22 protein-coding genes and 1 tRNA gene are annotated in these 25,667 nt (G+C 64.3%); 16 read left to right on the forward strand and 7 right to left on the reverse strand.

What is annotated here, in order from left to right; translation table 11 throughout:
* The first annotated feature begins 8 nt into the window (after positions 1-8).
* Complete coding sequence (locus ACLQ8T_RS06475) at positions 9-866, forward strand: metal ABC transporter permease (RefSeq protein ID WP_413456101.1); 858 nt, start codon at positions 9-11, stop codon at positions 864-866.
* Positions 867-941: 75 nt separating this feature from the next.
* Positions 942-1,571, forward strand: coding sequence for a maleylpyruvate isomerase family mycothiol-dependent enzyme (locus ACLQ8T_RS06480; RefSeq protein WP_038990430.1), 630 nt, complete (start codon positions 942-944; stop codon positions 1,569-1,571).
* Between the two features lie 28 nt (positions 1,572-1,599).
* On the opposite strand, the gene ACLQ8T_RS06485 is transcribed toward ACLQ8T_RS06480, so the two are convergent.
* Positions 1,600-3,060, reverse strand: a complete 1,461-nt coding sequence (locus ACLQ8T_RS06485) for an HNH endonuclease (RefSeq protein WP_413456102.1) — start codon at positions 3,058-3,060, stop codon at positions 1,600-1,602.
* 80 nt (positions 3,061-3,140) lie between these two features.
* Complete coding sequence (locus tag ACLQ8T_RS06490) at positions 3,141-3,566, reverse strand: Fur family transcriptional regulator (RefSeq protein WP_066137597.1); 426 nt, start codon at positions 3,564-3,566, stop codon at positions 3,141-3,143.
* 152 nt (positions 3,567-3,718) lie between these two features.
* On the opposite strand from ACLQ8T_RS06490, the gene ACLQ8T_RS06495 reads away from it, so the two are divergent.
* From ACLQ8T_RS06495 to ACLQ8T_RS06505, 3 genes are read left to right on the forward strand one after another with little or no spacing between them, the layout of a single operon-like run.
* Positions 3,719-4,423: an MBL fold metallo-hydrolase gene (locus tag ACLQ8T_RS06495; RefSeq protein ID WP_413456103.1), complete on the forward strand. Its 705-nt coding sequence runs from the start codon at positions 3,719-3,721 to the stop codon at positions 4,421-4,423.
* A complete protein-coding gene (locus ACLQ8T_RS06500; protein ID WP_413456104.1) occupies positions 4,420-5,256 on the forward strand; it encodes a sulfurtransferase in 837 nt (278 codons plus the stop codon). The genes ACLQ8T_RS06495 and ACLQ8T_RS06500 overlap by 4 nt, the downstream gene beginning before the upstream one ends.
* Before the next feature lie 29 nt (positions 5,257-5,285).
* On the forward strand, positions 5,286-5,714 hold the full coding sequence (locus ACLQ8T_RS06505) for an HIT family protein (protein ID WP_204721580.1): 429 nt from the start codon (positions 5,286-5,288) through the stop codon (positions 5,712-5,714).
* A gap of 154 nt (positions 5,715-5,868) precedes the next feature.
* Here ACLQ8T_RS06505 and ACLQ8T_RS06510 read toward each other — a convergent pair whose 3' ends face one another.
* Positions 5,869-6,033, reverse strand: a complete 165-nt coding sequence (locus ACLQ8T_RS06510) for a hypothetical protein (RefSeq protein WP_413456105.1) — start codon at positions 6,031-6,033, stop codon at positions 5,869-5,871.
* Positions 6,034-6,152: 119 nt separating this feature from the next.
* Between ACLQ8T_RS06510 and ACLQ8T_RS06515 the strand changes: the two genes are divergently transcribed.
* Positions 6,153-6,476, forward strand: a complete 324-nt coding sequence (locus tag ACLQ8T_RS06515; RefSeq protein ID WP_413456106.1) for an AzlD domain-containing protein — start codon at positions 6,153-6,155, stop codon at positions 6,474-6,476.
* Here the strand turns inward: ACLQ8T_RS06515 and hrpA are convergent.
* Entirely contained in the window at positions 6,471-10,451 is a 3,981-nt protein-coding gene (hrpA, locus tag ACLQ8T_RS06520; RefSeq protein WP_413456107.1) for an ATP-dependent RNA helicase HrpA, read from the reverse strand. The two genes, ACLQ8T_RS06515 and hrpA, sit on opposite strands and share 6 nt — an antisense overlap.
* Positions 10,452-10,860: 409 nt before the next feature.
* Here hrpA and ACLQ8T_RS06525 point away from each other — a divergent pair, with 409 nt between their 5' ends.
* From ACLQ8T_RS06525 to ACLQ8T_RS06535, 3 genes are all read left to right on the forward strand, one after another.
* A complete protein-coding gene (locus ACLQ8T_RS06525; protein WP_073707650.1) occupies positions 10,861-11,856 on the forward strand; it encodes an ABC transporter substrate-binding protein in 996 nt (331 codons plus the stop codon).
* Between the two features lie 101 nt (positions 11,857-11,957).
* Positions 11,958-12,878 (forward strand): ABC transporter permease, encoded by a 921-nt coding sequence (locus tag ACLQ8T_RS06530; RefSeq protein ID WP_413456108.1) that lies wholly within the window; start codon positions 11,958-11,960, stop codon positions 12,876-12,878.
* Positions 12,871-13,662, forward strand: coding sequence for an ABC transporter ATP-binding protein (locus tag ACLQ8T_RS06535; protein ID WP_038990443.1), 792 nt, complete (start codon positions 12,871-12,873; stop codon positions 13,660-13,662). The genes ACLQ8T_RS06530 and ACLQ8T_RS06535 overlap by 8 nt, the downstream gene beginning before the upstream one ends.
* A 74-nt stretch (positions 13,663-13,736) precedes the next feature.
* Here ACLQ8T_RS06535 and ACLQ8T_RS06540 read toward each other — a convergent pair whose 3' ends face one another.
* The 3 genes from ACLQ8T_RS06540 to ACLQ8T_RS06550 form a co-directional block, all read right to left on the reverse strand.
* A complete protein-coding gene (locus tag ACLQ8T_RS06540; protein ID WP_413456109.1) occupies positions 13,737-14,225 on the reverse strand; it encodes a GNAT family N-acetyltransferase in 489 nt (162 codons plus the stop codon).
* Between the two features lie 29 nt (positions 14,226-14,254).
* Positions 14,255-14,977, reverse strand: coding sequence for a VIT family protein (locus tag ACLQ8T_RS06545; protein WP_061952444.1), 723 nt, complete (start codon positions 14,975-14,977; stop codon positions 14,255-14,257).
* 121 nt (positions 14,978-15,098) lie between these two features.
* Positions 15,099-15,174: transfer RNA gene (locus ACLQ8T_RS06550), tRNA-Arg, on the reverse strand.
* Positions 15,175-15,341: 167 nt separating this feature from the next.
* Between ACLQ8T_RS06550 and argS the strand changes: the two genes are divergently transcribed.
* The 7 genes from argS to prfA all read left to right on the forward strand — a co-directional run bounded on the left by argS (position 15,342) and on the right by prfA (position 25,667).
* Entirely contained in the window at positions 15,342-16,985 is a 1,644-nt protein-coding gene (gene argS, locus ACLQ8T_RS06555; protein ID WP_413456110.1) for an arginine--tRNA ligase, read from the forward strand.
* 6 nt (positions 16,986-16,991) lie between these two features.
* Entirely contained in the window at positions 16,992-18,413 is a 1,422-nt protein-coding gene (gene lysA / locus ACLQ8T_RS06560; RefSeq protein WP_413456111.1) for a diaminopimelate decarboxylase, read from the forward strand.
* Positions 18,414-19,700 carry a homoserine dehydrogenase gene (locus ACLQ8T_RS06565; RefSeq protein WP_413456112.1) on the forward strand — a complete coding sequence of 429 codons (1,287 nt, stop codon included), beginning with the start codon at positions 18,414-18,416 and terminating at the stop codon, positions 19,698-19,700.
* Between the two features lies 1 nt (position 19,701).
* Positions 19,702-20,802 carry a threonine synthase gene (thrC, locus tag ACLQ8T_RS06570; RefSeq protein ID WP_413456113.1) on the forward strand — a complete coding sequence of 367 codons (1,101 nt, stop codon included), beginning with the start codon at positions 19,702-19,704 and terminating at the stop codon, positions 20,800-20,802.
* A gap of 131 nt (positions 20,803-20,933) precedes the next feature.
* Positions 20,934-21,866 carry a homoserine kinase gene (thrB, locus tag ACLQ8T_RS06575; RefSeq protein ID WP_413456114.1) on the forward strand — a complete coding sequence of 311 codons (933 nt, stop codon included), beginning with the start codon at positions 20,934-20,936 and terminating at the stop codon, positions 21,864-21,866.
* Positions 21,867-22,200: 334 nt separating this feature from the next.
* Positions 22,201-24,405 carry a transcription termination factor Rho gene (rho, locus tag ACLQ8T_RS06580; protein WP_413456115.1) on the forward strand — a complete coding sequence of 735 codons (2,205 nt, stop codon included), beginning with the start codon at positions 22,201-22,203 and terminating at the stop codon, positions 24,403-24,405.
* A gap of 188 nt (positions 24,406-24,593) precedes the next feature.
* Positions 24,594-25,667, forward strand: coding sequence for a peptide chain release factor 1 (prfA, locus tag ACLQ8T_RS06585; RefSeq protein ID WP_038990452.1), 1,074 nt, complete (start codon positions 24,594-24,596; stop codon positions 25,665-25,667).

Below are 25,667 nucleotides of genomic sequence, written 5' to 3' on the forward strand. Positions count from 1 at the left end.
AGCTGGATATGAACTTTTCGGATCTTCTGGAGAAGGCATTCAATTTCCAGGACTATGGGCTGCTGCTTCCGCTGGTGACCAATTCCCTGATCGCCGGCGCTGCCCTGGGCATCGTCGGCGGCCTGATCGGGATTTTCATCATGATGCGCGATATGGCTTTCGCCGTGCACGGCATCGCGGAGCTGTCCTTCGCGGGTGCGGCGTTCGCCTTGCTCATCGGCGCTGACGTGGTGACCGGTTCAGTCTTCGGTTCCATGATCGCGGCCCTGATCCTCGGCATCCTCGGAACCCGGGCCCGGGATCGTAACTCCATCACCGGCGTGCTCATGCCTTTCGGACTTGGCTTGGGCATCCTTTTCCTGTCGCTGTATGAGGGGCGAAGCGCGAACAAGTTCGGCTTGCTGACCGGCCAGATCGTGGCCGTGGATGATGTGCAGCTGAACGGAATGCTGCTCCTTTCGGCAGTAGTGGTCATCGTGCTGCTGCTTGTCTGGCGCCCCTTGACCTTCGCTTCGGTGGATCCGGTGGTTGCCAACGCCCGCGGCGTGCGCACCTCGGGCCTGTCCATTGTCTTCATGATGATTCTGGCGTTGGCCGTGGCCGTGACGATCCAAGTGGTTGGCGCCTTGCTGGTGCTTGCGTTGCTGATCACCCCGGCCGCCGCCGCCATGCGCGTGACCTCCAACCCGGTTACTACGGTCGTGCTCTCCATCGTGTTCGCAGAACTGGCTGTCGTAGGCGGCATCCTGCTGGCATTGGCAGGTTCCTTGCCGATCAGCCCGTATGTCACGACGATTTCATTCCTTATCTATGTGATCTGCCGTGGAATCGAAGCGGTGCGTTCCCCGCGCCGGCACCAGGTATAGCGCTGCTGTCCCTGGAGCGCGTCGGCTGGCATGGGCTTGCTTGACTAACTGGAGTCCATGCTCCCAAGGTGGAACATGAGCAAAATCCCTGCCAGTGAAATCTGGCCATTGGTCCACGCCGAGCGCCTTGCCCTGATCGATGATCTGGGAACATTGACGGCGGATCAGTGGGAGGCTCCTTCGCTCTGCAGCGGGTGGAGCATCCATGACGTGGCCGCCCATTTAGTCAATAACGCGCGGGCAACGATTTTCCGGCTGCTGATCGCGATGGCCAAGGCTGGATTCAACTTTGACCGCCAGAACGATCAGGGAGTGGCGGCAGAGAAATCCGCAACTCCCGATGGCACATTGCAGAAGCTTGTGAAGGTAGCTGGTTTGCGCGATGCTCCGCCGGGGCCGGTAGCCAGCCGATTGGTCGAAGAAATCGCGCACGGCGAGGATATCCGCCGTGCCGTGGGCTTGAAACGGGACTATCCCGAAATGTCGCTGGAATTGGCGATCAAGTACCAGGCCGCCACCCCTCAAGGCGTTGGCGGTGCCAAGGAACTGGCACACAAAGTGCAGTTATGCAGCCAGGACGAAACTTTTCGTTGGGGCATTGGCCCGCAGATCGCCGGCACTCGTCTTGAATTGCTGATGCTGCTCTCCGGCCGCGGCAAGCATGCTAGAGGGTTGTCAGGCCCGGGGATGGCCTTCGTGCGCTGAAATAGCGCGACGGAGCACGCGCTGCCATCTATGTTTGCGTGAAATCTGGACCATCGGGTTGGCTGAGCCGTTCCTTGAATCCGGTGAACCACTTCGAATCGCACATCAATTGCGGGAAGGGCTTATGCACGTACCCAGTTGCCGGTGGCGCGGTAGAGCGATAGGACATTGCCGAGCCCGGGCAGATCAGCATCGAATGATGATCATTGAATGCGGTGTATTCGTACCAGCCGGTGGCTTGCTTCGCCTTATTGCAGATGGCGCAACGGCCCGATGAGTTCGAAACGCTGGTCGCTCCGCCACGGGCAAATTGGATGACATGGTCTGTTTCCTCGACCAGCCCATCGCAGAATGGGGTTCGGCAGTGCCGGTCGCGGATCCTGATGAACTTCTTGAGCTTTTGCGGGAAGATCCGGGCTTTGGAATCCATCGTGATCAGTTCCTGATCCCCAGGTGCTGTGTACAGGCGGGTAATCTCGGTCATTACCTCGATCCGCTCAATATTTTCCGGGGTGAGCTTGGCTTCCATTTCCTCGAAGGTCAGCTCATTGGGGATTTGGTGGCCGCCAATCAGTTCCCGGGCTGTCTGGGCAGGGATGAAGCCGTAGCCTTCCAAATAGGCCGGTTCCCGATCGCCCATGAACAATGCCTTGTCGGTCATGATCAGCCCCAGCTGGACGTTGATCGTCTGATCGTTGTTTTCATCGAAGAACATGTAGCGGGCCAGCAGGTCGGCCTCGATCTGCGTGCGCGTGCGCGGGTCGCCCTTGCACTTGATCCTGAACGATTGGTCCCGCAGGGTCTTCTGCAAACCGGTGCCGCCCACAATGGGCAGACGGGCTTGCAGGAAAACGCATCCTTCTTCGCGGTCCTTGCGGAAGCGGACATAACGCTGGGCGTTGGAGTCCTTGAGCTTCTTGTCTTCGCGATCCGAGGTGTATTTGACGGTGAAGTTGGTGACCGTCTCCTTGATGCGCTTAGGCCCCATGGATTCGAACATGTCTGGATTCTGCCTGAAAATCTCATCGAACTCGGTGCGGCGCAGCGGCCGGACATCCTGCAGCGGAGTGAGTATTGCCTGGATCTGCGCTTCGGTGAATTCACCTCGGGAAAATGCGGCGGCAATATTTGGCGTGTCTTCGAAGAGGATGCGGCAGTTGACCAAGTAGTTCCTGGAACCGTTTTGGGGCCGCTTGCGGGCGATGGCGACCCGGCTGGCTGCTCCGCGGACCTGGTCATCGATATTGGTGCCGCGCTCTTCATTCTCGCGCAGCACTTCTTTCTCCAGCTGATGAGCCAGGCCAGCTTGGCCATAGCGCAGGGAAGAGATGACGCCCTCGATGGATTCTATGGCTTGGGCGCATTCGGCTTTGCTGCCATGGTCTTGGAGCCATGACAGATCGTTCTGCAGCTGGATCAGGTGGGATTCCAAATCCGGCTGATCCGCGGTGAGTGCGAGGCCATTTCCGTGCGCCTTTGCTTCGGACATGCTATAAGTATACGCCCGTTATTCGAAAATGTCTTCGAATATTTTCTTGTGGGGATAACCGATCCCGGGTCTTGAAACGGCTACTTGGCGGAGCTGGTGCCGGTCTCGGCCTTGGCTCGGCAGTCGGCGCAGAGGCCGTAGATCTCCACGGTGTGCTCGGGATCGGAAAAGTCGTGCTCGGCTGCGACGCGGGCGGCCCAGCGCTCGACGGCCGGGGCGAGCACCTCGACGGTCTTCGAGCAGGAGCGGCAGACCAGGTGATGGTGGTGGACCTCGGTAACGCACTGGCGGAAACGGGCTTCGCCATCTCCGCTGCGCAGCACATCGACCAGGCCGTCGTCGGCCATGGACTGCAGCAGGCGGTACACGGTGGCCAGCGAAACCTTCTTCTCGGAATCCTGCAGCCAGCGGTGCAGCTGCTGTGCGGTGGCGAAATCATCGACCTCGCTCAGCGCCTCGGTGACGGCCAGGCGCTGCTTGGTGACCCGGGTTTCTGGCTGGGACATCGACGTGCACCATTCCTTGACGTTGTTGCGGACCGGCGACCAGCCAGCAAACTGGGCCAATCACCTGCGGTTTCCCTCAATTTTAGCCAACTTTGCGGCGCAATGCGTGTCTGGCTCTGGCATGGGCGGGGCGCTGAGCCTACGCTAAGGATATGCGCATCAAACTTAGGGGCCATTCCTGCGTGGAAGTGGGCACGATCGACGGCAAGGTCCTGCTGGATCCGGGCGGGTTCTCGCAGCTCGACGACGCATTCAACGGCATCAACGCCGTGCTGATCACCCACGAGCATGCCGATCATGCAGACCAGCCGGCCATTGCCGCCGCGCTGGAAGCGAACCCCGTCCTGGAGCTCTACGCGCCCGAAGCGCTGGCGCACGCAATGCGCGAGCAGCTACCGCCGGCCAGCCAAGCCCAGGTGGTGGCGGTGCGGGCCGGGGCCGATTTCATCGTCGGCGGCATCCGCATCCGCACTTTCGGCGGCACCCACGCCACGATCCACCATTCGATCCCGCTGGTGGCCAATGTGGGCTACCTGCTGGGGGACCGCGCGGTCGGCCAGCAAGAAATCTTCCACCCGGGCGACAGCTACCAGGTTCCCATCGGGGCCAAGCCCGATGTGCTGCTGCTGCCGGTGATGGCCCCTTGGGGCAAGATGGCCGAGGCCGCCGACTTCGCGGTAGCGGTGGATGCGGCGTGCTGGATCCCGATCCACGATGGGCTGCTCAACGGCAACGGGCTGGGCCTTTTCGACCGCCAGCTCGGCGCCATTGCCCAGCGCGCGGGATGCAGCTATCTGCGCCCGGAACCGGGAACCGAACACGAACTCGACGAGCTGCTGGGAGGACACAGCCAATGAACCCCTTGATCAACGCCGCGCAGCTGCGCGAAATCCTGGACGCAGGCCAGAACCCGGTGCTGCTTGACGTGCGCTGGGTGCTCGGGCGCGATGACGGCGCGCAGAACTACGCCGCCGGGCATATTCCCGGCGCCGTGTTCGTCGACCTGGAAAAGGAGCTCTCCGGGACCCCGGGCGAGCACACCGGCCGCCACCCGCTGCCCTTGCCGGCGGACTTCGAAGCGGCCGCGCGCCGCTGGGGGATCGATGACGGCAGCGAGGTCGTGGTGTACGACGACGCCGGCGCGCTGGCCGCCGCCCGCGCCTGGTGGCTCTTGCGCCATGCCGGGTTCGAGCGCGTGCAGGTGCTCGATGGGGGACTGGGCGCCTGGACCGGCGCCGGCGGGCAGCTGGCGCTGGGCTACGAGCAGGCCGAGCCGGGCAGCGTGTCTCTGTCCTGGGGCCGGATGCCGGTGGTGGAGCACGACGAGCTGGGACAGGTGGCCGGGACGCTGATTGATTCGCGAGCCACCGCACGCTACCTGGGCATCGAGGAACCGGTGGACCCGGTGGCCGGGCATATCCCCGGCGCGCGCAATCGCCCCACCACCGACAACCTGGACGCACAGATGCGTTTCCACGCGCCCGCAGCGCTGCGGGCCAGCTTCGCGAAGCTGGGCGCTGACCGGCCGGGTTCGGCCGCCTACTGCGGTTCCGGGATCACCGCTTCGCACCAGGTGCTGGCCGCGGCCACCGCCGGGATCGAGCTGGCGCTGTTCCCGGGCAGCTGGTCGGAATACTGCTCCTACCCGGATGCGCCCGTCGCCACGAGCGACGAGCAGCACCGCCACTAGAATTCAGCAATCAACGCAGAAAGGCCGCAATGAGCACGCTGTTCACCAAGATCATCAACGGGGAAATTCCCGGCCGCTTCGTCTGGAAGGACGAGCAGTGCGTGGCGTTCCTGTCCATCGGGCCGCTGTCCGACGGGCACACGCTGGTGGTTCCGCGCGTGGAAATCGACGAGTTCACCGACGCCGACGATGAGCTGATGGCGCACCTGACGCTGGTGGCCACCAAGATCGGGCGCACCCAGAAGCGCGTGTTCTCCGCGCAGCGCGCCGGGCTGATGATCGCCGGCTTCGAGGTGCCGCACCTGCATGTGCATGTCTGGCCGACCAATTCGCTGGCCGACTTCGATTTGTCCCGGGCGGCCGACAATCCGGATCCGCAGGCGATGGAGAACAACGCGCAGGCGCTGCGCGAGGGGTTGCGCCAGGACGGCCACGGCCAGTTCGTGCCCGGGGCCTGAGCCGGCCTTCAGCCCTGTGACGGCCTAGCCGCGGACCTTGCGCATGGTCATTTGGGAGGCTGCTCCGCGTCAGGGGCAAGGGCGCAAAGATCTACAGCATGTTCGCGCTGACCGATGAGGCCTACGCGCTGACCCTGCAGGCAGAGCGGAACAATTATTCCTCGACGCGGATCACGGCCATCCAGGGCCTGCTCCATGCAAGCTGGACCACCAGCGTGCTGGCTGGGGCGCTGCTGGGCTCACTGATCCCCGAAGCCATCAAGGGCCTGGAATTCGCGGTGACCGCATTATTCGCCGTGCTGGCGATCGAAGCGTTCAAGGCGCACCGCAGTATTCCGCTGTCCTTGGCCGGAATGGCGGTGGACTACCTGCTGCGCCGACGCACCGGTGCCGGCGACGGCGAGCCTGCCGCTGCGCCAGCCGAGGAAGAAGGAAGCAATGCCCGAAAACCTGTACCTCTTTTCTGCCAGCGCGGCGAGCACCGCCGTGACCTTCGGGCTGCGCGCGCTGCCCTTCGCCTTCATCGCCAAATTGCGCAGCAACGGGGTCATCAACTACCTCGCCCTGCGCATGCCGCTGGGCATCATGGTAGTGCTCATTGCTGCCACGCTGCCCGCCGGCATCATGGATCCGGCAGTGGCCTGGCCGGTGGCCGCCGCGCTGGCGGCCACCGTGGGGCTGCACCTGCTGAAGTCCAACGCGGTGCCCAGCGTGCTCGGCGGCACCGCCGTGTATGTCGGGATCCTTTCCTGGCCGCTATAGCTGCGCCAGCGAATCCTTGATCGCCTTGCGGATGCGCTTCTCGCTGACCGTGTAGGCGGTGCCCAGCTCCTGGGCGAACAGCGAGATGCGCATTTCCTCCAGCATCCACTTCACCTGGGCCAAGCCGGCCGGCACCCGGGCGCCCTCGGGCACCTTGTCCAGCGCGGCATCGTATTCGTCCTCCAGCTTCTGGATGATCGCCAAAGCCTGCCCATCACGGGTGACCGCACCGCCGCGCAACTTCTCCAAGCGCAGCTCGATGCCCTGCAGGTAGCGTGGCAGGCGCATCAGGTGCGGCGCGCCGGTAGCGGCGATGAAGCCCGGGTAGATCAGCTGCTCCAATTGCGAGCGGATATCGCTCACCGCCGCGAACATCGCCAGCGACTTGGTGTTCTTCACATCCTTGGCGATGCGGGTGGAGGAGCCGAACACCTTCGCCACGATCGCGGTGATGGTGAAGACCGTATCGATCTGCTCGGCGCGCACGGTTTCGAACAGCGCCTCGAATTCGGCGCGGTTCATCGGCAGCCGCTCGGGCACCAGCTGGTCGACCGCTGCCATGGTGCAGTCGGCGATCAGCTTCTCGATGGAGCCGTGCGGGTTCTGCGTGAACACCAGCTTCTCGGCGTTCTTCAGGTGCGAGATCACGAACTTCGCTGCTGGCGGCAGGCGCAGCATCAGCAGCCGGATCACGCCGGTGCGGTGCGCCGCATCGCGTTCGGCCTGGGTGCGGAAGACCGTCAGGTCCACCTTGTCCCCGGTATCCAGCAACCCCGGGTAGGCGGTAATCTGCTGGCCCATCACGGTGGTGCTCACCTTCTGCGGCAGCGTATCGCCCAGGGTCTCGCCGGCGGATTCCAGCTGCGGCCAGTGATCCAGCCCGCGCTGGTCCCAGGCCCCGGTGGCAGCGGAGCCAGCGGCCGCGGAGCCGGCGGCCTTGGCGCCCTTCTGCTTCCGCTTCGAGGAGGAGGCCACCGCCCCCGGGGTCCCGGGCTTGACGGCTGCGCCCGGCACGGCCGAGCCGGGGGAGTTGACCCCGCTGGCCAGTGCGGCGCGGTTGGCGGCGGCGAACTTGTACTGCAGCGCAGCCAGATCGTCCCCGCGGCCGAGCACCTTGCCCGAGCCGTCGGTAATCGTGAAGCCGAAGCGCAGGTGCGCAGGCAGCGCGGCGAAATCGAAGGAGGCTGGGTCGACGACGATGCCGCGCAGCCGGCGCAGCACCAGGGCGAGCGATTCGGCCAGCTCGTCGGTGTCCGGATCGAAGTCCGCCTCCAGCATCCCCAGTGCCTTGGACGCCACATCCGGGGCGGGCACGAAGTTCTTGCGGATCGCCTTGGGCATCGAGCGGATCAGCGCGGTGAGCAGCTCGTGGCGCAGCCCCGGGATCAGCCAGGCGAAGCGGGCAGGATCGAGCTGGTTGAGGAACACCACCGGCACGGTGATCGACACGCCATCGCCCTCGCCGGCGGATGCTGCCGGGTTGTACTCGTAGGACAGCGGCAGGTGGATGCCGCTGAGCTTCCAGGTGGTCGGGAACGCGGTTTCGTCCACCGCGTCCGTTTCGGCCAGCAGCGCCTCGGGGTCGAAGTCCAGCAGCGCCGGGTCGGCGGCGCGGGCCTTCTTCCACCAGCGGTCGAAGTGCCGCTCGGAGTACACCTCGGCACCCACCCGGGCATCGTAGAACGCGAACAGGTCCTCGTCCGAGATGCGCAGGTCGTGGCGGCGCATGCGGGTTTCCAGCTCCTCGACTTCCTCAAGCAGCGCGCGGTTCTTCGCGAAGAACTTGTGGTGGGTGCGCCAATCGCCCTCAACCAGCGCATGGCGGATGAACAGCTCGCGGGCCAGGTCCTTGTCCACCCGCCAGTAGTGGAACTGGCGGCGGGGGACGATCGGCAGCCCGAAGAGCGTGACCTTCTCGTAGCCCATCACCGAGCCGTTGCGCTTGGACCAGTGCGGCTCCGAGTGGGTGCGCTTGAGCAAATGCGGGGCGAGCTCCTCCACCCAGGCGGGGTCGATCGCCGCATTGGTGCGCGCCCACAGCCGCGAGGTCTCCACCAGCTCGGCGGACATCACCCAGGTCGGGGACTTCTTGAACAGGCCCGAGCCGGGGAAGATCGCGAACCGGGTGCCGCGCGCGCCCTGGTAGTCGCGCTTGCGCTCGTCATAGAGCCCGATGTGCCCGAGCAGGCCGGAGAGCAGCGACTTGTGCACCTCGTCCTCGTTGGCAGCCGGCTCGATCGGGGCGGCCGCCACGGTGATGCCCAGCGGCTTGGCCAGCTGGCGCAGCTGGGTGAACAAATCCTGCCACTCGCGCACGCGCAGGTAGTTGATGAACTCGGCCTTGCACAGCCGGCGGAAGGCCGAGGAGGACAGTTCCTTCTGCTGCTCCTGCAGATAGGCCCACAGATTCAGCAGCGCGATGAAATCCGACTTGCCGTCGGCGAAGCGCTTGTGCAGCTCGGTGGCGCGCTCGCGCTGCCCGGTCTCCTCGCTGGGCCGCTCGCGCGGGTCCTGGATGCTCAGCCCGGCGGCGAGCACCATCACCTCCTTGGCGACCGAGCGCTGCGCGGATTCGACGATCATCCGGCCCAGGCGCACATCCAGCGGCAGCTGGGCCAGCTTCCGGCCGACCTCGGTGAGCTTGGCCGACTTGTCCTGGCCCAGCGCCCCGAGCTCGCGCAGCAGGTTCACGCCATCGGTGATCGCCTTGGCTTCGGGCGGCTGGACGAACGGGAAGCTGGCGACTTCGGCGGCCGAGGCCACCACGCCCATGGAGATCATCTGCAGGATCACGCTGGCCAGGTTGGTGCGCAGGATTTCCGGGTCGGTGAACTCAGGTCGGGAGTTGTAGTCCTCCTGGGAGTACAGGCGGATGGCGATGCCCTCGGAGACGCGGCCGCAGCGGCCCGAGCGCTGGTTGGCGCTGGCCTGCGAGACGCGCTCGATCGGCAGGCGCTGCACCTTGGTGCGATGCGAGTAGCGGGAGATGCGCGCGGTGCCGGTATCGATCACGTACTTGATGCCCGGCACGGTCAACGAGGTCTCCGCCACGTTGGTGGCCAGGATGATGCGCGGGGCGCCGCCGGGGTGGAAGACCCGGTGCTGCTCGGCCAGCGACAGCCGGGCGAACAGCGGCAGCACCTCATAGCGCGGCAGGCGCTTGTTGGCGGTGACCATGGCGCGCAAGGCTTCGGCGGCATCGCGGATTTCGCGCTCGCCGGAGAAGAAGATCAGGATGTCGCCCGGCGCTTCGCCGCTCAGCTCCTTGACCGCGTCGGTCACCGCATCCAGCGGGTCGCGCTCTTCCTCCAGGGTGTTCTCGGCCGCCTCGTCGGCGTCCATGGGCTGATCGGCCTGCAGCGGCCGATAGCGCAGCTCCACCGGGAAGGTGCGCCCGGAAACTTCCAGGATCGGGGCAGGGACCAGTTCGCCTTTGGCATCCTGTTTGCCGAAGTGCGCGGCGAAGCGCTGCGGGTCGATGGTGGCGGAGGTGATGATGATCTTCAAATCCGGGCGCTTGGGCATGATCTGCTTGAGGTAGCCGAGCAGGAAGTCGATGTTCAGGCTGCGTTCGTGGGCTTCGTCGATGATGATCGCCGAGTATTTCTTCAGCAGCTTGTCGCGCTGGATCTCGGCCAGCAGGATGCCGTCGGTCATCACCTTCAGCTTTGTCTTGCGCGAGACCTCGCCGGTGAAGCGCACGTGGAAGCCGACTTCCTCGCCGATGGTCGTGCCCATCTCCTCGGCGATGCGCTCGGCCACGGTGCGCGCGGCCAGGCGGCGCGGCTGGGTGTGCCCGATCATGCCCTGCTCGGCCAGGCCGAGTTCGATGAGCATCTTGGGAAGCTGGGTGGTCTTGCCCGAACCGGTTTCGCCGGCGATGACCACTACCTGGTTTTCGCGCACCGCGTCGAGGATGTCCTCTCGGCGGGCTGAGACGGGAAGTGCTTCGGGATACGTAATGCTGAGCGCCATGATGTTCCCATTCTATTCACGCCCCGCATTTTCGTGGTGGCCGCCGGGCCGGAGCCTGGCCGGGCAGCAGAAATGCAATAACCCAGGCGGTCGGCAAGCAGGGGTCCAGGAGTCAAATTTTCAGATTGTCCAAGCAATTGTCGACAACTTCGGGCCGCCAAATACAAAACTTCCAGATTCCGGCCAGAAGTGGATCGTTTGTGTCCATCAGAATCGGTATCAAGAGGCAATCGTCTAGGAAACGACCTTGATTGTAGGCAAGGTGAGGTCGTTCACATGTAAGATCGTGGGTAATCATCGTCGCGATGCCTGGACGGTTCCCGCATGCTGCGCACCAGTTGCGCTTCATAACCTGGCATCCGCGCTATCGGTGGGAATCACTCGCAAGGGAACTTTGAAAGGAACTTCAATGAAGAGCTTCACCGCCATGAAATTCGCTGCGATCGCAGCAGCTGGCGCATTGGCCCTGACCGCCTGCGGCGGCAGCGGAGAACAGGGTGCCGCCGGAGGCGGCGACGAACCAGTCAAGATCGGCATCTCCCAGTTCGTCTCGCACCCGTCGCTGGATGCAGTGGTCACCGGCTTCAAGGCAGGCATGGAAGAAGCCGGCTACACGGGCGAGAAGATCAGCTACGACGAGAACAACGCCGAAACCGACCAGGCCACCAACACCTCGATCGCCGGCAAGCTGGCCGCCGATTCGGATATCGACCTGGTGCTGGCAGTAGCCACCCCATCGGCACAGGCAGCCGCCCAGGCGATCACCAATGTTCCGGTGCTCTTCTCGGCTGTGACCGACCCGGTGGATGCCAAGCTGGTTGCTTCCAACGAAGCCCCGGGCGCAAACGTCACCGGCACCTCGGACATGAACCCGGTCGATGAGCAGCTGCAGCTGCTCAAGGACCTGGTGCCGGATGCCAAGAAGGTCGGCATCGTCTACTCCTCGGGCGAAGCGAACTCCGCAGTCCAGGTGAAGATGGCCAAGGAAGCCGCCAAGGGCCTGGGCCTGACCATTGAGGAAGCCGCCGTCTCGGCCTCCAGCGAAGTCCAGCAGGCCGCCAGCTCGCTGGATGTCGACGCGTACTACGTCCCGACCGACAACGCCGTGGTCTCCGCACTGGAAGGCCTGCTGCAGGTTGCCCAGAAGAACAAGGTTCCGGTCATTTCGGCTGACGGCGAGTCCGTCAAGCGCGGCGCGACCGCAACCTACGGCATCAACTACGAGAAGCTCGGCGAGCAGACCGCTGCCATGGCCGTGAAGCTGCTCAAGGGCGAGGCCGAGCCGGCAACCATGCCGGTGGAGACTATCTCCGAGGTCGACCTCTACCTGAACGAAGATGCCGCCAAGAAGGCAGGCATCGAATTCACCGATGAGATGAAATCGGAAGCCGTCGAGGTCTACTAAACCCCGGCAACAACTTATCGACGAAAGGCGAGGCGCATAACCTGATGCCTCGCCTTTCGTCGTGATAACTCGCAAAAAACTTACAACTCAAGGATCCACACATGATCACAGCGGTTGAACTCGGCCTGATCTACGCCATCATGGCGCTCGGGGTGTACCTGACCTTCCGCATCCTGGACTTTCCCGACCTGACCGTCGACGGCAGCTTCACCACCGGTGCAGCCGTCGCCTCGGTCGGCATCGTGAACGGGATGAATCCCTGGCTGGCCACCGTGCTGGCCTTCTTCGCCGGCATGGTTGCCGGTGTCATTACCGGCCTGCTGCATACCAAGGGCAAGATTGACGGCCTGCTCGCCGGCATCCTGACCATGATCGCGCTGTACTCGGTCAACCTGCGCATCATGGGCAAGGCCAATACCCCCTTGCTCGGCGAGGAAACGCTGATCAGCCCGATGCGGGCCGCCGGCATCCTCGGCTCGGCCGCTTCGGTGGCGATCCTCTTCGGCGCCTGCTTGGTCTTCGTCGCGGCAATCGTCTGGTTCCTGCACACCGAACTGGGCATGGCCATGCGCGCCACCGGCGACAACCAGGAGATGATCCGCTCCTTCGGCGTAAGCACCGATAACCAGAAGATCCTGGGCCTGGCGCTGTCCAACGGCCTGGTGGCGCTCTCCGGCGCGGTCATCGCCCAGTACCAGGGCTTCGCCGACATCGGCATGGGCATCGGCCTGATCCTGATCGGCCTGGCCTCGGTCATCGTCGGCCAGGCGATTTTCACCCAGCGCTACATCTGGCTGGCCGCCATTGCGGTGGTCTTCGGCGCCGTGATCTACCGCCTGGTCATCCAGCTGGCCCTGTCGGCCGGATTGGAGGTCAACGACATGAAGCTGATCTCCGCGGTCCTCGTGGTCGTTGCCCTGCTGCTGCCGAAGTGGAAGGGCTTCCAGAAGATCGTGAAGTCCTTCAAGCGCACCCCGGCGTCCGTCACCGAATCCAAGGAAGAGGTTCGCACCAATGCTTGAGATCAAGAACCTGTCCCGCACCTTCTTCCCGGGAACCGTCAACGAGCGCAAGGCGCTGCGCAATATCAACCTGAACCTCTCGGACGGCGAATTCGTCACGGTCATCGGTTCCAACGGCGCCGGCAAGTCCACCGTGCTGAACATGGTCGCCGGCAAGCTGCAGCCGGATACCGGCTCGGTGTCCATTGCGGGCAAGAATGTCACCAAGATGGCCGACTACTCCCGCGCCAAGTACATCGGCCGGGTGTTCCAGGACCCGATGGCCGGCACCGCACCGACCATGTCCATCGAGGAGAACATGGCGCTGGCCTACGCCCGCGGCCGTTTCCGCGGACTGGGCCTGGGCGTGGGCTCCAAGCGCCGCGAGCTGTTCGTCGAGGAGCTGAAGTCCCTGGAGCTCGGCCTGGAAGGGCGACTGAAGACGAAGGTGGGCCTGCTCTCCGGCGGCCAGCGCCAGGCGCTGAGCCTGCTGATGGCCACCTTCTCCAAGCCGAAGATCCTGCTGCTCGATGAGCACACCGCGGCCCTGGATCCGCAGCGTGCGGCGCTGGTCTCGCGCTTGACCAAGGAAATTGTCGAACGCCACCAGCTGACCACGTTGATGGTCACGCACAATATGGAGCAGGCATTGCAGCTGGGCACCCGGCTGATCATGATGCACGACGGGCAGATCATCCTGGATTTGAACCAGGAAGAGAAGTCCAGGATGACCGTCCAGGACTTGCTCGACGAATTCAGCAAGATCAAGGGCGCGCAGCTCGATGACAAGACCATGCTGCAGTAGCTGAATTGCCCAGTATCAAGGGCTTTGCCGATCCGAGGGGGCGGCAAAGCCCTTGCTGTTTTTAAGCCAGGGTTTTAGCGCAGTGTCTTGGACAACAGGATTTCCACTCGTCCCGAAGCTTCATCCCTGTGTTCTTCACCAGTAGGACGGTAGCCGTTGGCCTGATACAGCTTGATGGCCCGTGAATTATCGGCGATGGCCCATAGACGCAAATCGTGGGAACCGGCCTTATGCGCGAAGTGGTCCACTTCGGCCAAGAGTTCGCGTGCCACGCCCTGTCCCCAGAAATCCGGCGCAACAGCGACGTAGTAGATCTCCAGATAGCCATCTTGCGGTGAGCAGAGGGTAAATCCTGCTGGAACCCCGTCCTCGGATGCGACCACGAGCCTGGCACCAGGCAAGGCCAAGCGACGCTCGACGCCGGCCAGTGCTTGGCTGCCGTCGAAAGGCAGGGGCTTGTGATCGCGTTGGGCCGCAGCCTGCGCCCAGATTTTCGCAGCGCGCTGGACGTGCTTCGAATCCTGTGGTGTCGCTTCAGCAAAAGTTATCGATGGGGTGTCCATGAATAGTTTCCCAGGCCGGAGTTCGTGGGCTAGATAATTCCGCTGGAGCCAAGCAGTGAGCCGATGGCGAAGGTCGCGGCCAAGGCCAGGGCACCGCCGATGACCAGGCGCAGTGCTGCCACGCGTTTGGAGCTTCCGCCGATGTAGGCGCCAAGCGTCCCGGTAAGAGCGAGGGCTACGAGTACCGCGGCAAAGGTCACCGGAATGCGGATCTGTTCCGGCGGCAGCAAGATCGCCAGCATGGGCAAGATGGCGCCGACAATGAAGGACGCCGCCGATGCATAGGCGGCATGCCAAGGATTGACGACTTCTTCTTCATCGATATTTAGCTCAGCGGACAAATGTGCTGCCAACGCATCATGCTCGGTCAGCTCGGTGGCTACCTGCATCGCGGTGTGCTGGCTCAATCCCTTGGCCTCGTAGATCCCGGCAAGCTCAGCGAGCTCCGCGTCGGGATCGTCACGGAGTTCTTGGCGCTCCTTTTCAACCAGGGCTCGCTGCGAATCACGTTGGCTGCTGACCGAAACATATTCACCCAGGGCCATCGAGATGGCTCCGCCGATGACCGCGGCCATTCCGGCAGTGAAGATGGGGGCGGTGTGGTTGGTGACGCCGGCGACGCCAACCACTGTGGCGGCTACCGAAACGATGCCGTCATTCGCGCCGAGCACCCCGGCGCGGAGCCAGTTCAGGCGTTCGGCGAAGTTCTGATCGTGTGGCTCATCCGGGTGGGCCTGCGTTGAATCGGTCATGCCCCAAGATAACCACCAGCTGGGCGAGAACCGCCAGTGTTTAGCTGATCTGCGGTGGAAGATCACACCGCTGGGGAAATAAAAAAATTGCAGGTCCGGATAAACCAGACCTGCAATTTGCTGGTGCCCCTGAAAGGAATCGAACCTTCGACCTTCTGCTCCGGAGGCAGACGCTCTATCCACTGAGCTACAGAGGCGTGTTGCCGGGCAACAGAAAAAATACTATCAGGTGGTGTGCTGATCTGCGCAATTCGAGCAGCCGGGCTGTGATGTGTTGTAAAAGTCACCGAACCCGGCAAGTCTCACAGCCTTGGCGGAGTCATGAATGCTAAATAAGCAGTGCAATTACCGGTATTCTTGAACGGTGACTCCTGAAGAACTCTCCGCAGCAATATCCGCATGCCTTACCGAAGCCGTCGCCGCTGGTGAAATCTCCGTTGAGGTTCCAGACACCGTGCGTGTCGACCGTCCCAAGAGCCGTGAGCACGGTGACTGGGCAACCAACATCGCGCTGCAGCTGGGCAAGAAGGCCGGCATGGCACCGCGCGACTTCGCGCAGATCCTTGCCCGACGCCTTGCCGAAGTTCCAGGAGTCGGCGCCGTGGACATCGCAGGTCCAGGCTTCCTGAATATCACCCTCGAAGCTGGCGCCGCCGGCGAACTGGCTCGCACCATCGTCGAGGCCGGAGCCGCCTACGGCAACAACCAGGCCCTGGCCGGCCACGTGGTGAACATGGAGTTCGTCTCGGCGAACCCCACCGGACCACTGCATATCGGCCACACCCGCTGGGCCGCCCTGGGCGATGCGATCTCGCGTGTCCTGCGTGCCTCCGGCGCTAGCGTGACCAGCGAGTACTACATCAACGATGCCGGCAACCAGATGAACGTCTTTGCCCGCTCGGTGTACAACCGCATCCACGGCCTGCCGGTGCCCGAGGGCGGCTACCCCGGCGAATACATCAAGGAACTGGGCGAGATCGTTCTCGCCGAAAACCCTGGCCTGAAGGACCTGGACGAAGCCGAAGCCATCCCGGCCTTGCGCGAAGCCGCCTACAAGGCACAGCTCGAAGACATCAAGAAGACCCTGGCCGACTTCGGCGTCAGCTTCGACGTGTTCTTCTCAGAAACCACCTTGCATGAGGGCGGTGCCGTAGCTGACGCCGTGGCACGCCTGCGCGAACAGGGCCACATCTTCGATTTGGAAGGCGCCGTCTGGCTGCGCACCACCGACTTCGGCGATGACAAGGACCGCGTGCTGATCCGCGCCAACGGCGAGCCTACCTACTTCGCCGCGGACGCCGCCTACTACCTGTCCAAGAAGGACCGCGGCTTCGAAGAGAAGATCTACCTGCTCGGCGCCGACCACCACGGCTACGTCAACCGCCTGAAGGCCATTGCCGCGTGCGCTGGCGATGACAAGGAAAAGAACATCGAGGTACTGATCGGCCAGTTGATTTCGGTCAACGGAGCCAAGCTGTCCAAGCGCGCCGGCAACATCATCGAGCTGCGCGACCTGATCAACTGGATCGGCGCCGACGCGCTGCGCTACTCGCTGGCCCGTTTCCCGGCCGATTCGCCGATCGCACTGGACCCGGAGCAGCTGAAGAAGAACACCAATGACAACCCGGTGTTCTACGTGCAGTACGCCCACGCGCGCTCGGCCGCCGCAGCCCGCAATGCCGCCGCCAAGGGCGTGACCCGCGATGAGTTCGACGCCGCGCTGCTGACCGACGCCACCGAAAACGAGCTGCTGGCAGTGCTCGGCCAGTTCCCGTCGGTGGTTGCCGGCGCCGCTGAATTCCGCGAACCGCACCGCATCGCCCGCTACCTGGAGCAGGTCGCCGGCGCCTACCACTCGTGGTACGCCGCCACCCGCATCACCCCGATGGGCGAAGATGAAGCAGTCGCACCGGTGCACGGCACCCGCCTGTGGCTGAACGACGCCGCCACCACCGTCTTGGCAAATGGATTGGAACTGCTGGGCGTTTCCGCCCCAGAGAGGATGTAAGACCCTATGGCCGTATCGCCGCTAGCCCCGCAATGGCTGCACTTCCCGGAAAACATCAACGCGCTTCGTCAGATCGAGTGGGCTTCGGGGGTTTCCCGCGAAGCTAGCGGCGAACTGTCTGTCCAGGGCATCACGGTCAGCGCGCTCGCCGAGGAATTCGGCACCCCGCTGTTCGTGCTGGACGAAAACGACTTCCGCGCCCGCGCCCGCGGTTTCAAGACCGCCTTCGATGAGGCCTTCAAGGACCTGTGCGGGGGAGTCGACGTCTACTACGCCGGCAAGGCCTTTGTCTGCACCGAGGTCGCCCGCTGGGTGACCGAAGAAGGGCTGCGCCTGGACACCTGCTCCGGCGGCGAACTGGCCGTGGCCAAGGCCGCCAACGTCCCGGCGGAAAACCTCTCGCTGCACGGCAACAACAAGTCCAAGGCCGAAATCACCCGGGGCCTGGAAATGGGCGTCGGACGCATTGTCATCGACTCGCTCGATGAGCTGGACCGTGTGATCTCGCTGGCCGATGGGCTAGGCCTGAAGGCAGAAGTAATGCTGCGCATCACCCCGGGCGTGCACGCCTCCACCCATGAGGCCATCGCCACTGCCCACGAGGACCAGAAGTTCGGACTGTCGATCCTTGCTGATGCCACCGGCACCTCGCCGGCATTGCGCGCGGTAGCCCGCGCCCTTGAAGCGCAGAACGTGAACCTCTTGGGCCTGCACGCGCACATCGGCTCGCAGATCTTCGAAGCCGAAGGCTTTGCCATGGTTGCTCGCACCATGCTCGGCTTGCTGGCGCAGATCCGCGAAATTCACGGCGTGAGCTTGCCCGAACTGGATCTCGGCGGCGGCTACGGCATCGCCTACACCTCCGAGGACCACCCCTCGACCCCTGCGAAGCTGGCCGGCCAAATGGCGGAGGTCGTCACCGCGACCTGCAAGGCACTGGCCCTGGACTGCCCGCGCATCTCCATCGAGCCGGGACGAGCCATCGTCGGCCCGACCACCTTCACCCTCTACGAGGCCGGCGTGCGCAAGGACGTCCAGGTGGAGGACTCCACCGGAGCACTGTTCCCGCGCCGTTATATTTCGGTGGATGGCGGCATGAGCGATAATCCCCGCCCGGTGCTCTACGACGCGCAATACACCGCCGTGCTGGCCAGCCGTATGACGCAAAGCGACGCAATTATTTCTCGTGTAGTTGGGAAACATTGCGAGTCAGGTGACATAGTCGTGAAGGACGTTTACCTGCCCGAGGACGTGGCGGCCGGCGATTTGCTCGCCGTTCCGGCCACCGGCGCCTACTGCTGGGCGTTGTCGAGCAACTACAACTACCTCACCCGTCCCGCGGTGGCAGCTGTACGCGATGGCCAAGCCCGCCTGATCGTGCGCAGGGAAACGGAAACAGACTTGTTGGCCCGCGACATGGGAGTTTAATTGAGCGGCGAAAAGAACCTGAAGGTAGCCCTGCTGGGTTGCGGCACCGTTGGGGCCCAGGTGGCCCGGATCCTGCTGGAAGATGCGAATGAACTGGCCGCCCGCTCGGGCGCCGGCCTGCAGCTGATCGGCATTGCCGTGCGCAACCTGCATGCCAAACGCGATGCGGCGCTGCCCCAGGAGCTTTTCACCACCGACGCTCCCGGGCTGATCGCCCAGGCCGATGTGGTCATCGAGCTGCTCGGCGGCATGGAACCGGCCGGCGAATACATCGCCGCCGCGCTGTCCAAGGGCGCCAGCGTCATCACCGGCAACAAGGCGCTGATCGCGCTCAAGGGCGCCGAGCTGAACGCGCTGGCCGCCGCCAACGGCGCGCAGTTGCGCTACGAGGCGGCGGTGGCCGGGGCCATCCCGATCCTGCGCCCGATCGCCGACTCGTTGGCGGGCGACCACATCACCAAGGTGATGGGCATCGTCAACGGCACCACCAACTTCATCCTCGACGCGATGGACACCACCGGTGCCGCGTTCGACGACGTGCTGGCCGAAGCCCAGGCGCTGGGCTATGCCGAAGCCGATCCGACCGCCGACGTAGGCGGGCACGACGCCGCCGCGAAGGCGGCCATCCTGGCCTCGCTGGCCTTCCACACCACCGTGTCCTCGGATCAGGTCTGGACCCAGGGCATCACCGAGGTCACCGCCGCCGATGTCGCGGCCGCATCCGCCGCCGGCTACGTGATCAAGCTGCTGGCCATCGCCGAACGCACAGAAGCCGGGATCTCGGTGCGCGTCTACCCGGCGCTGGTGCGCCGCAGCCACCCGCTGGCCACCGTGCACGGCGCGTTCAACGCGGTGTTCGTCGAGGCCGAGAACGCCGGGGACCTGATGTTCTACGGCGCAGGCGCGGGCGGCAACCCGACCGCCTCGGCGGTGATGGGCGACGTCGTCGCCGTGGCCCGGCAGATCGCCGCTGGAGCGCCGCTGCCCAACGGCTCGGTCAGCCAGGCCCCGAGGATGCTGGACTTCGAAGCCATCGACACCCGCTACTGGATCGGACTGTCGGTCAAGGACCAGCCGGGCGTGCTGGCGGCCATCGCCACCGTCTTCGGCGAGCACGGGGTCTCCATCGAGTCGATGAGCCAGCAGGTCGACGCCGAGGCCGGCGCGCAGCTGCGCATCCTGACCCACCAGGGCACCGAAGCTGCCCTGGCCAGCACCGTCGAGGCGCTCACCGCGCTGGACGCGGTGCACTGTGTACTATCCGTTATGCGAGTTGAAGGAAACTAACGTGGCTCACCAGTGGCGCGGAGTGATCCGCGAATACGCCGATCGCCTGCCAGTCGACGAAAACACCAAGGTCATCACGCTCGGCGAGGGCGGCACCCCGTTGGTCTACGCACCGGCGCTGTCGGCCCATACCGGCAACGAGGTGTACCTGAAGGTCGAGGGCATGAACCCGACCGGCTCCTTCAAGGACCGCGGCATGACCATGGCGATGACCGCTGCGGTCGCCGCCGGCGCGAAGGCAGTGGTCTGCGCCTCCACCGGCAACACCTCGGCTTCGGCCGCGGCCTACGCCACCCAGGCCGGCCTGAAGTGCGCCGTGCTGGTACCGGACGGCAAGATCTCCATGGGCAAGATGTCCCAGGCGATCGCCCACGGCGCAGACATCATCCAGATCGACGGCAACTTCGATAACTGCCTTGAGGTCGCCCGCAAGCTCAGCGAGAACTACCCGGTATTCCTGGTCAATTCGGTGAACCCTGCGCGTATCCAGGGCCAGAAGACCGGCGCCTTCGAGGTCGTGGACTTCCTGGGCGATGCACCTGACTACCACCTGCTGCCGGTAGGCAACGCGGGCAACATCACCGCGTACTGGAAGGGCTACAAGGAGTACTCCACGCCGTGGACCAACGAGGCCGGCAAGGTCCTCGAACCGGTATCCACCAAGAACCCGATCATGTGGGGCTTCCAGGCAGCTGGCGCCGCTCCGATTGTTGCCGGGCACCCGATCACCGAACCGGACACCATCGCCACCGCGATCCGCATCGGCAACCCGGCTTCCTGGGAACAGGCCGAAGCAGCCCGCGACGAGTCCGGCGGCCAGATCGACTCGGTCACCGATGAGGAAATTCTCGCCGCGCACCGCTGGCTCTCGTCGCGCGAAGGCGTGTTCGTGGAACCCGCCTCGGCAGCCGGCGTCGCCGGACTGCTCAAGCACCACGCCGCCGGCAACGTGCCCACCGGCAAGAAGATCGTGATCACCGTAACCGGCCACGGCCTGAAGGACCCGGACTGGGCCCTGAAGCAGGCCGACGGCTCGGACGTCGCACCAAAGAAGGTGGCCTTCGACGTAGTCGAGGTCGCCGGCGCCCTGGGCCTGGCCTAAACGCCTTCGGCCAGAATTCTTCTGGCCAGCCAACGGCCCGCCGCGCCAATGGCTCTCCCGGAAACGGGGGAGCCGGCCGTGGCGGGCCGTTGTGCATCCATCATCTATCGCACCGAAATCTTGAAGGAACCATGACGCAGCAGATCGCCCTGGGCCAGAAGTTGATCGTTTCCCCTCCGGCCACCTCCGCCAACCTCGGTCCCGGCTTCGATTCGCTGGGCCTGGCCCTGGAATACCGCGACCGCCTTGAGGTGGGCACCGCGCACTCCAGCCGCGTCGAGATTTTCGGTGACGGGGCCGATGAGCTGCCACGCGATGAATCCCACCTGATCATCCAGGAAATGCACCGCTACTGGAAAGACGCCGGCTTCGCCCCGGTAGGCGTGGAACTGGTGGCGCATAACCGCATTCCGCATGCTCGGGGCATGGGCTCGTCCGCAGCGGCGATCGTTGCCGCCTATGCTGCGGCCGACGCGCTGCTGCCAGCAGCGGCACGTCGTGGAACCGAATCAATCTTCCAGGCCGCGGCCGCGTGGGAAGGCCACCCGGATAATGTGGCCCCTGCGGTCTTTGGCGGTTTGAGCATTTCTGCCACGAATCCCGATGGCAGCTTCAGCTCCGTGCAGGTGCCATTGCACCCGGATCTGCGTGCGGTGCTGGCCATCCCTTCCAACGGGCTGTCCACCGAAGTGGCCCGTGGTGCACTGCCCTCGCACATCGAGCATGCGGTGGCCGCGGCGAACAGCGCTAGTGCCGCCTTGCTGATCCACGCTTTGAGCAATGACCCAAGCCAGCTGCTTGGCGGCACCAAGGACTACCTGCACCAGGATTACCGGGCTGCGGCCATGCCGCAAAGCGCCGCACTGATTGCCAAGCTGCGCGATGCCGGATTGGCCGCAGTGGTTTCCGGTGCCGGCCCAACGGTGATGACCCTGGTATCCAGCGAGGACCAGGTAGCTGCCGTGCAAGCGGTGATCAACGAATTTTCTGCGAGTTCTTCAGTGTCTTGGCGTGCTGAAGTTCCCAAGCTTGCCTCTAACGGTGTTACAGTAGAAGTGCTGTAACACCATGGCAGGCCGGATCGCTGGGCAGTAGCCCGGTCCGAATCATTTGTGGCCAGTGTTGATGCGGATAAATTCGGTTCTTGAACCCCATTTCATCCCTCCAGCCGCTCCGGATTTCCCTGCAGTTCGCAGCACCTTTGATATCCCGCATCCAGGTACGTCTTCGTGCCCAGGCGATATCAGTTTCTTTAATCCACCGCAGTTTTGCTCCGAATTCTGGGCTATCTTGCGGGGAGAAAGTGAAGTAGCCACGAAATCTTCGGCTACGGAACATCATTTACGGCATAGTGGGCCTGCCTGAAGCGGCCCATCCTACGAGTCAGAAGGAACTTTCGTGACCGAAACCACGAGCCTCACCGAAGGCGTGGACACCAAGACTTCCGAAAATAAGAGTGCCGGTCTGGCCTCTTTGAAGATGACCCAGCTGCAGCAGTTGGCTTCCCAGCTGGGAATTACCGGCGGGTCGCGCATGCGCAAGGCTGATCTGGTCAAGGCCATCGGCGACCACCAGCGCGGTGGCTCCGTTGCCGCCAAGGACGCCAAGGCAGCGCAGGAAGCCAAGGCCGCGCAGGAAGCGAAGTCGGCCAAGGCCGAAGCACCTGCAGTCAAGGCAGAAGCCGCCGCCGAGCCGGCCAAGGAAACCAAGGCCCGCGCACGCCGCGCCCCGAAGGCCGCAGCCAAGGAGCAGGCCGAGACCGATACCGCCGCCGCGCCGGAAACCGCCGCAGCTGCCGAAGCACCGGCGGAAAAGCCTGCTCGCGCACGCCGCACCTCGCGCCGCGTGACCGACTCCGGCAAGGTTGCCGCTGCTGCCGAAACCAAGGAAGCAGCCGCCGAAGCACCTGCCGAGAAGCAGGCTCCAGCCGAGGAAGCCAAGGCCCCGCGCCAGCGCCGCAACTCGCGCAGCAGCAAGCCAGCTGAGCAGCCTGCAGAACAGGGCGCCGAGCCAGCCGAGGCTCCGGCAGAGAACACCGAGAACAACGGCGAAGCACGCGAAGACCGCCGCGAGCGCGGCAGCCGCCGTGAGCGTGGCAACCGCCGCGAGCGCAACAACGAGCGCAATGACGCCGCCGATTCGGAGAACGCCGAAGAGCGCACCGACCGCCGCGAAGAGCGCCGCGAGCGCAACAACGAGCGCAATGACCGGAACAACCGCCGTGATCGCAACAACGATCGCAATGATCGCAACAACGATCGCAATGATCGCAACAACGACTCGAACGACTCGGAGAACACCGAGGAGCGTTCTGAACGCAGCGAGCGCAATGACCGCCGTGAACGCCGCGAGCGCAACAATGACCGCAATGACCGGAACAACCGCCGTGAGCGCAACAACGACCGGAACAACCGCAACCGCCGCAACCGCCGCGACGACGACGAGCCGCAGCTGAGCGAAGACGATGTCGTGCTGCCGATCGCCGGCATCCTGGACGTGCTGGAGAACTACGCGTTTGTCCGCACCTCCGGCTACCTTCCCGGCCCGAACGACGTCTACGTCACCCTGGGACAGGTCAAGAAGTACAACCTGCGCAAGGGCGACGCCATCGTCGGCGCCATCCGCCAGCCGCGCGAGGGCGAGACCCCGAACCCGCGCCAGAAGTTCAACGCCCTGGTGCAGCTGACTTCCGTGAACGGCAAGAAGCCGGAAGACAACAAGGAACGCGTCGAGTTCAACAAGCTCGTGCCGCTGTACCCGACCGAGCGCCTGCGCCTGGAAACCGACCCGAAGCTGGTCGGCCCACGCGTCATCGACCTGGTCGCACCGATCGGCAAGGGCCAGCGCGGCCTGATCGTCTCGCCTCCAAAGGCCGGCAAGACGCTGATCCTGCAGTCCATCGCGAACGCCATCACAACCAACAACCCAGAGGTGCACCTGATGATGGTGCTGGTCGACGAGCGTCCCGAAGAAGTCACCGACATGCAGCGCACGGTCAAGGGCGAGGTCATCGCCTCGACCTTCGACCGCCCGGCAGATGACCACACCACCGTGGCCGAGCTGGCCATCGAGCGCGCCAAGCGCCTGGTGGAAATGGGCATGGATGTCGTGGTCCTGCTGGACTCGATGACCCGCCTGGGCCGCGCCTACAACCTGGCCGCCCCTGCCTCGGGCCGCATCCTCTCCGGCGGCGTGGACTCGGCGGCGCTGTACCCGCCCAAGCGCTTCTTCGGTGCCGCCCGCAACATCGAGAACGGCGGCTCGCTGACCATCCTGGCCACCGCCCTGGTGGAGACCGGATCCAAGATGGACGAGGTCATCTTCGAGGAATTCAAGGGCACCGGCAACATGGAGCTTCGCCTCTCGCGCCAGCTGGCCGAGAAGCGCATCTTCCCTGCGGTGGATGTCAACGCATCCTCGACCCGCCGCGAAGAGCAGCTGATGAGTGCCGAAGAGGTGCGCATCATGTGGCGCCTGCGGCGCATGCTCTCGGGCATCGATCCGCAGCAGGCACTGGAGGTGCTCACCGGGAAGATCCGCGAGACCCAGTCCAACGCGGAATTCCTGATGCTGGTCAACAAGACCACTCCAAACAAGGATTAGCACCATCCACCGCCATGGCGTCCAGCCAGCTTGCCACCTCGGCAGCTGGCTGGACGCCATCGGCGCGTAGTGACACCTCGCACGCCGGTGACCGCCGGCGCAGCGTCTAGAATTGAATTCCAGCAGTGCCTAGGAACGCAGCAAGCGCCGGCACTGCGCGGAAAACGCCAACAAGGAAGCACACCACCATGTTCGAGTCCGTCAAGTCGCTACTAGAAGAGCATGCAGCCATCCAGGCGCAGCTCTCGGATCCAGCGGTGTACGCCGACCAGGCGCTGGCCCGCAAGCTCGGCCGCCGTTCGGCCCAGCTGAACGGCATCGTCGAAGCCTACAACAAGTGGAACACCGCCACCGAGGACCTGGAAGCCGCCAAGGAAATGGCCGACGAGGATCCGGACTTCGCCGAAGAGGTCGAAACCCTGACCGCCGAGCTGCCGGCGCTGGAGGAGAAGCTGCGCCGCCTGCTGATCCCGCGCGACGAGAACGACGGCCGCAACGTGATCCTCGAAGTCAAGGGCGGCGAAGGCGGCGACGAAGCGGCGCTGTTCGCCGCGGACCTGCTGCGCATGTACACCCGCTTCGCCGAGCACAAGGGCTGGAAGGTCGAGATGATCTCCTACAACGAGTCCGACCTCGGCGGCTACAAGGACGCGCAGGTGGCCATCAAGGGCAACTCCAACGACCCGGCAGAAGGTGTCTACGCCCAGCTGAAGTTCGAGGGCGGCGTGCACCGCGTGCAGCGCGTGCCGGTCACCGAATCCCAGGGCCGCATCCACACCTCGGCCGCCGGCGTGCTGGTGCTGCCCGAAGTGGACGAGCCCGAAGAAGTCGATATCCACCAGAATGATTTGAAGATCGACGTCTACCGTTCCTCGGGCCCCGGCGGGCAGTCGGTGAACACCACCGACTCCGCCGTGCGCATCACCCACCTGCCCACCGGCATCGTGGTGGCCATGCAGAACGAGAAGTCGCAGATCCAGAACCGCGAAGCCGCCATGCGCGTGCTGCGTTCGCGCCTGCTGGCCCACCAGCAGGAACAGATCGACGCCGAGAACTCTGCGCAGCGCGCCAGCCAGATCCGCACCATGGACCGTTCCGAGCGCATCCGCACCTACAACTACCCGGAGAACCGCATTGCGGATCACCGCACCGGGTACAAGGCCTACAACCTGGATGCCGTGATGGACGGCGACCTGCAGCCGGTGGTCGACTCCTGCATCCAGATGGACGAGGAAGAGCGCCTAGCTGCGCTGGGCGAGTAA

The sequence above is a fragment of the Glutamicibacter sp. FR1 genome (assembly GCF_047300825.1).
In the GTDB taxonomy this organism is placed as follows: Bacteria; Actinomycetota; Actinomycetes; order Actinomycetales; family Micrococcaceae; genus Glutamicibacter; species Glutamicibacter nicotianae.

Excerpts from the sequence above, each read along its gene's own strand:
- ACLQ8T_RS06475 (WP_413456101.1), top strand. The coding sequence starts at position 9 with ATGAACTTTTCGGATCTTCTGGAGAAGGCATTCAATTTCCAGGACTAT.
- ACLQ8T_RS06480 (WP_038990430.1), top strand. The coding sequence starts at position 942 with ATGAGCAAAATCCCTGCCAGTGAAATCTGGCCATTGGTCCACGCCGAG.
- ACLQ8T_RS06485 (WP_413456102.1), bottom strand. The coding sequence starts at position 3,060 with ATGTCCGAAGCAAAGGCGCACGGAAATGGCCTCGCACTCACCGCGGAT.
- ACLQ8T_RS06490 (WP_066137597.1), bottom strand. The coding sequence starts at position 3,566 with ATGTCCCAGCCAGAAACCCGGGTCACCAAGCAGCGCCTGGCCGTCACC.
- ACLQ8T_RS06495 (WP_413456103.1), top strand. The coding sequence starts at position 3,719 with ATGCGCATCAAACTTAGGGGCCATTCCTGCGTGGAAGTGGGCACGATC.
- ACLQ8T_RS06500 (WP_413456104.1), top strand. The coding sequence starts at position 4,420 with ATGAACCCCTTGATCAACGCCGCGCAGCTGCGCGAAATCCTGGACGCA.
- ACLQ8T_RS06505 (WP_204721580.1), top strand. The coding sequence starts at position 5,286 with ATGAGCACGCTGTTCACCAAGATCATCAACGGGGAAATTCCCGGCCGC.
- ACLQ8T_RS06515 (WP_413456106.1), top strand. The coding sequence starts at position 6,153 with ATGCCCGAAAACCTGTACCTCTTTTCTGCCAGCGCGGCGAGCACCGCC.
- hrpA (WP_413456107.1), bottom strand. The coding sequence starts at position 10,451 with ATGGCGCTCAGCATTACGTATCCCGAAGCACTTCCCGTCTCAGCCCGC.
- ACLQ8T_RS06525 (WP_073707650.1), top strand. The coding sequence starts at position 10,861 with ATGAAGAGCTTCACCGCCATGAAATTCGCTGCGATCGCAGCAGCTGGC.
- ACLQ8T_RS06530 (WP_413456108.1), top strand. The coding sequence starts at position 11,958 with ATGATCACAGCGGTTGAACTCGGCCTGATCTACGCCATCATGGCGCTC.
- ACLQ8T_RS06535 (WP_038990443.1), top strand. The coding sequence starts at position 12,871 with ATGCTTGAGATCAAGAACCTGTCCCGCACCTTCTTCCCGGGAACCGTC.
- ACLQ8T_RS06540 (WP_413456109.1), bottom strand. The coding sequence starts at position 14,225 with ATGGACACCCCATCGATAACTTTTGCTGAAGCGACACCACAGGATTCG.
- ACLQ8T_RS06545 (WP_061952444.1), bottom strand. The coding sequence starts at position 14,977 with ATGACCGATTCAACGCAGGCCCACCCGGATGAGCCACACGATCAGAAC.
- lysA (WP_413456111.1), top strand. The coding sequence starts at position 16,992 with ATGGCCGTATCGCCGCTAGCCCCGCAATGGCTGCACTTCCCGGAAAAC.
- thrB (WP_413456114.1), top strand. The coding sequence starts at position 20,934 with ATGACGCAGCAGATCGCCCTGGGCCAGAAGTTGATCGTTTCCCCTCCG.
- prfA (WP_038990452.1), top strand. The coding sequence starts at position 24,594 with ATGTTCGAGTCCGTCAAGTCGCTACTAGAAGAGCATGCAGCCATCCAG.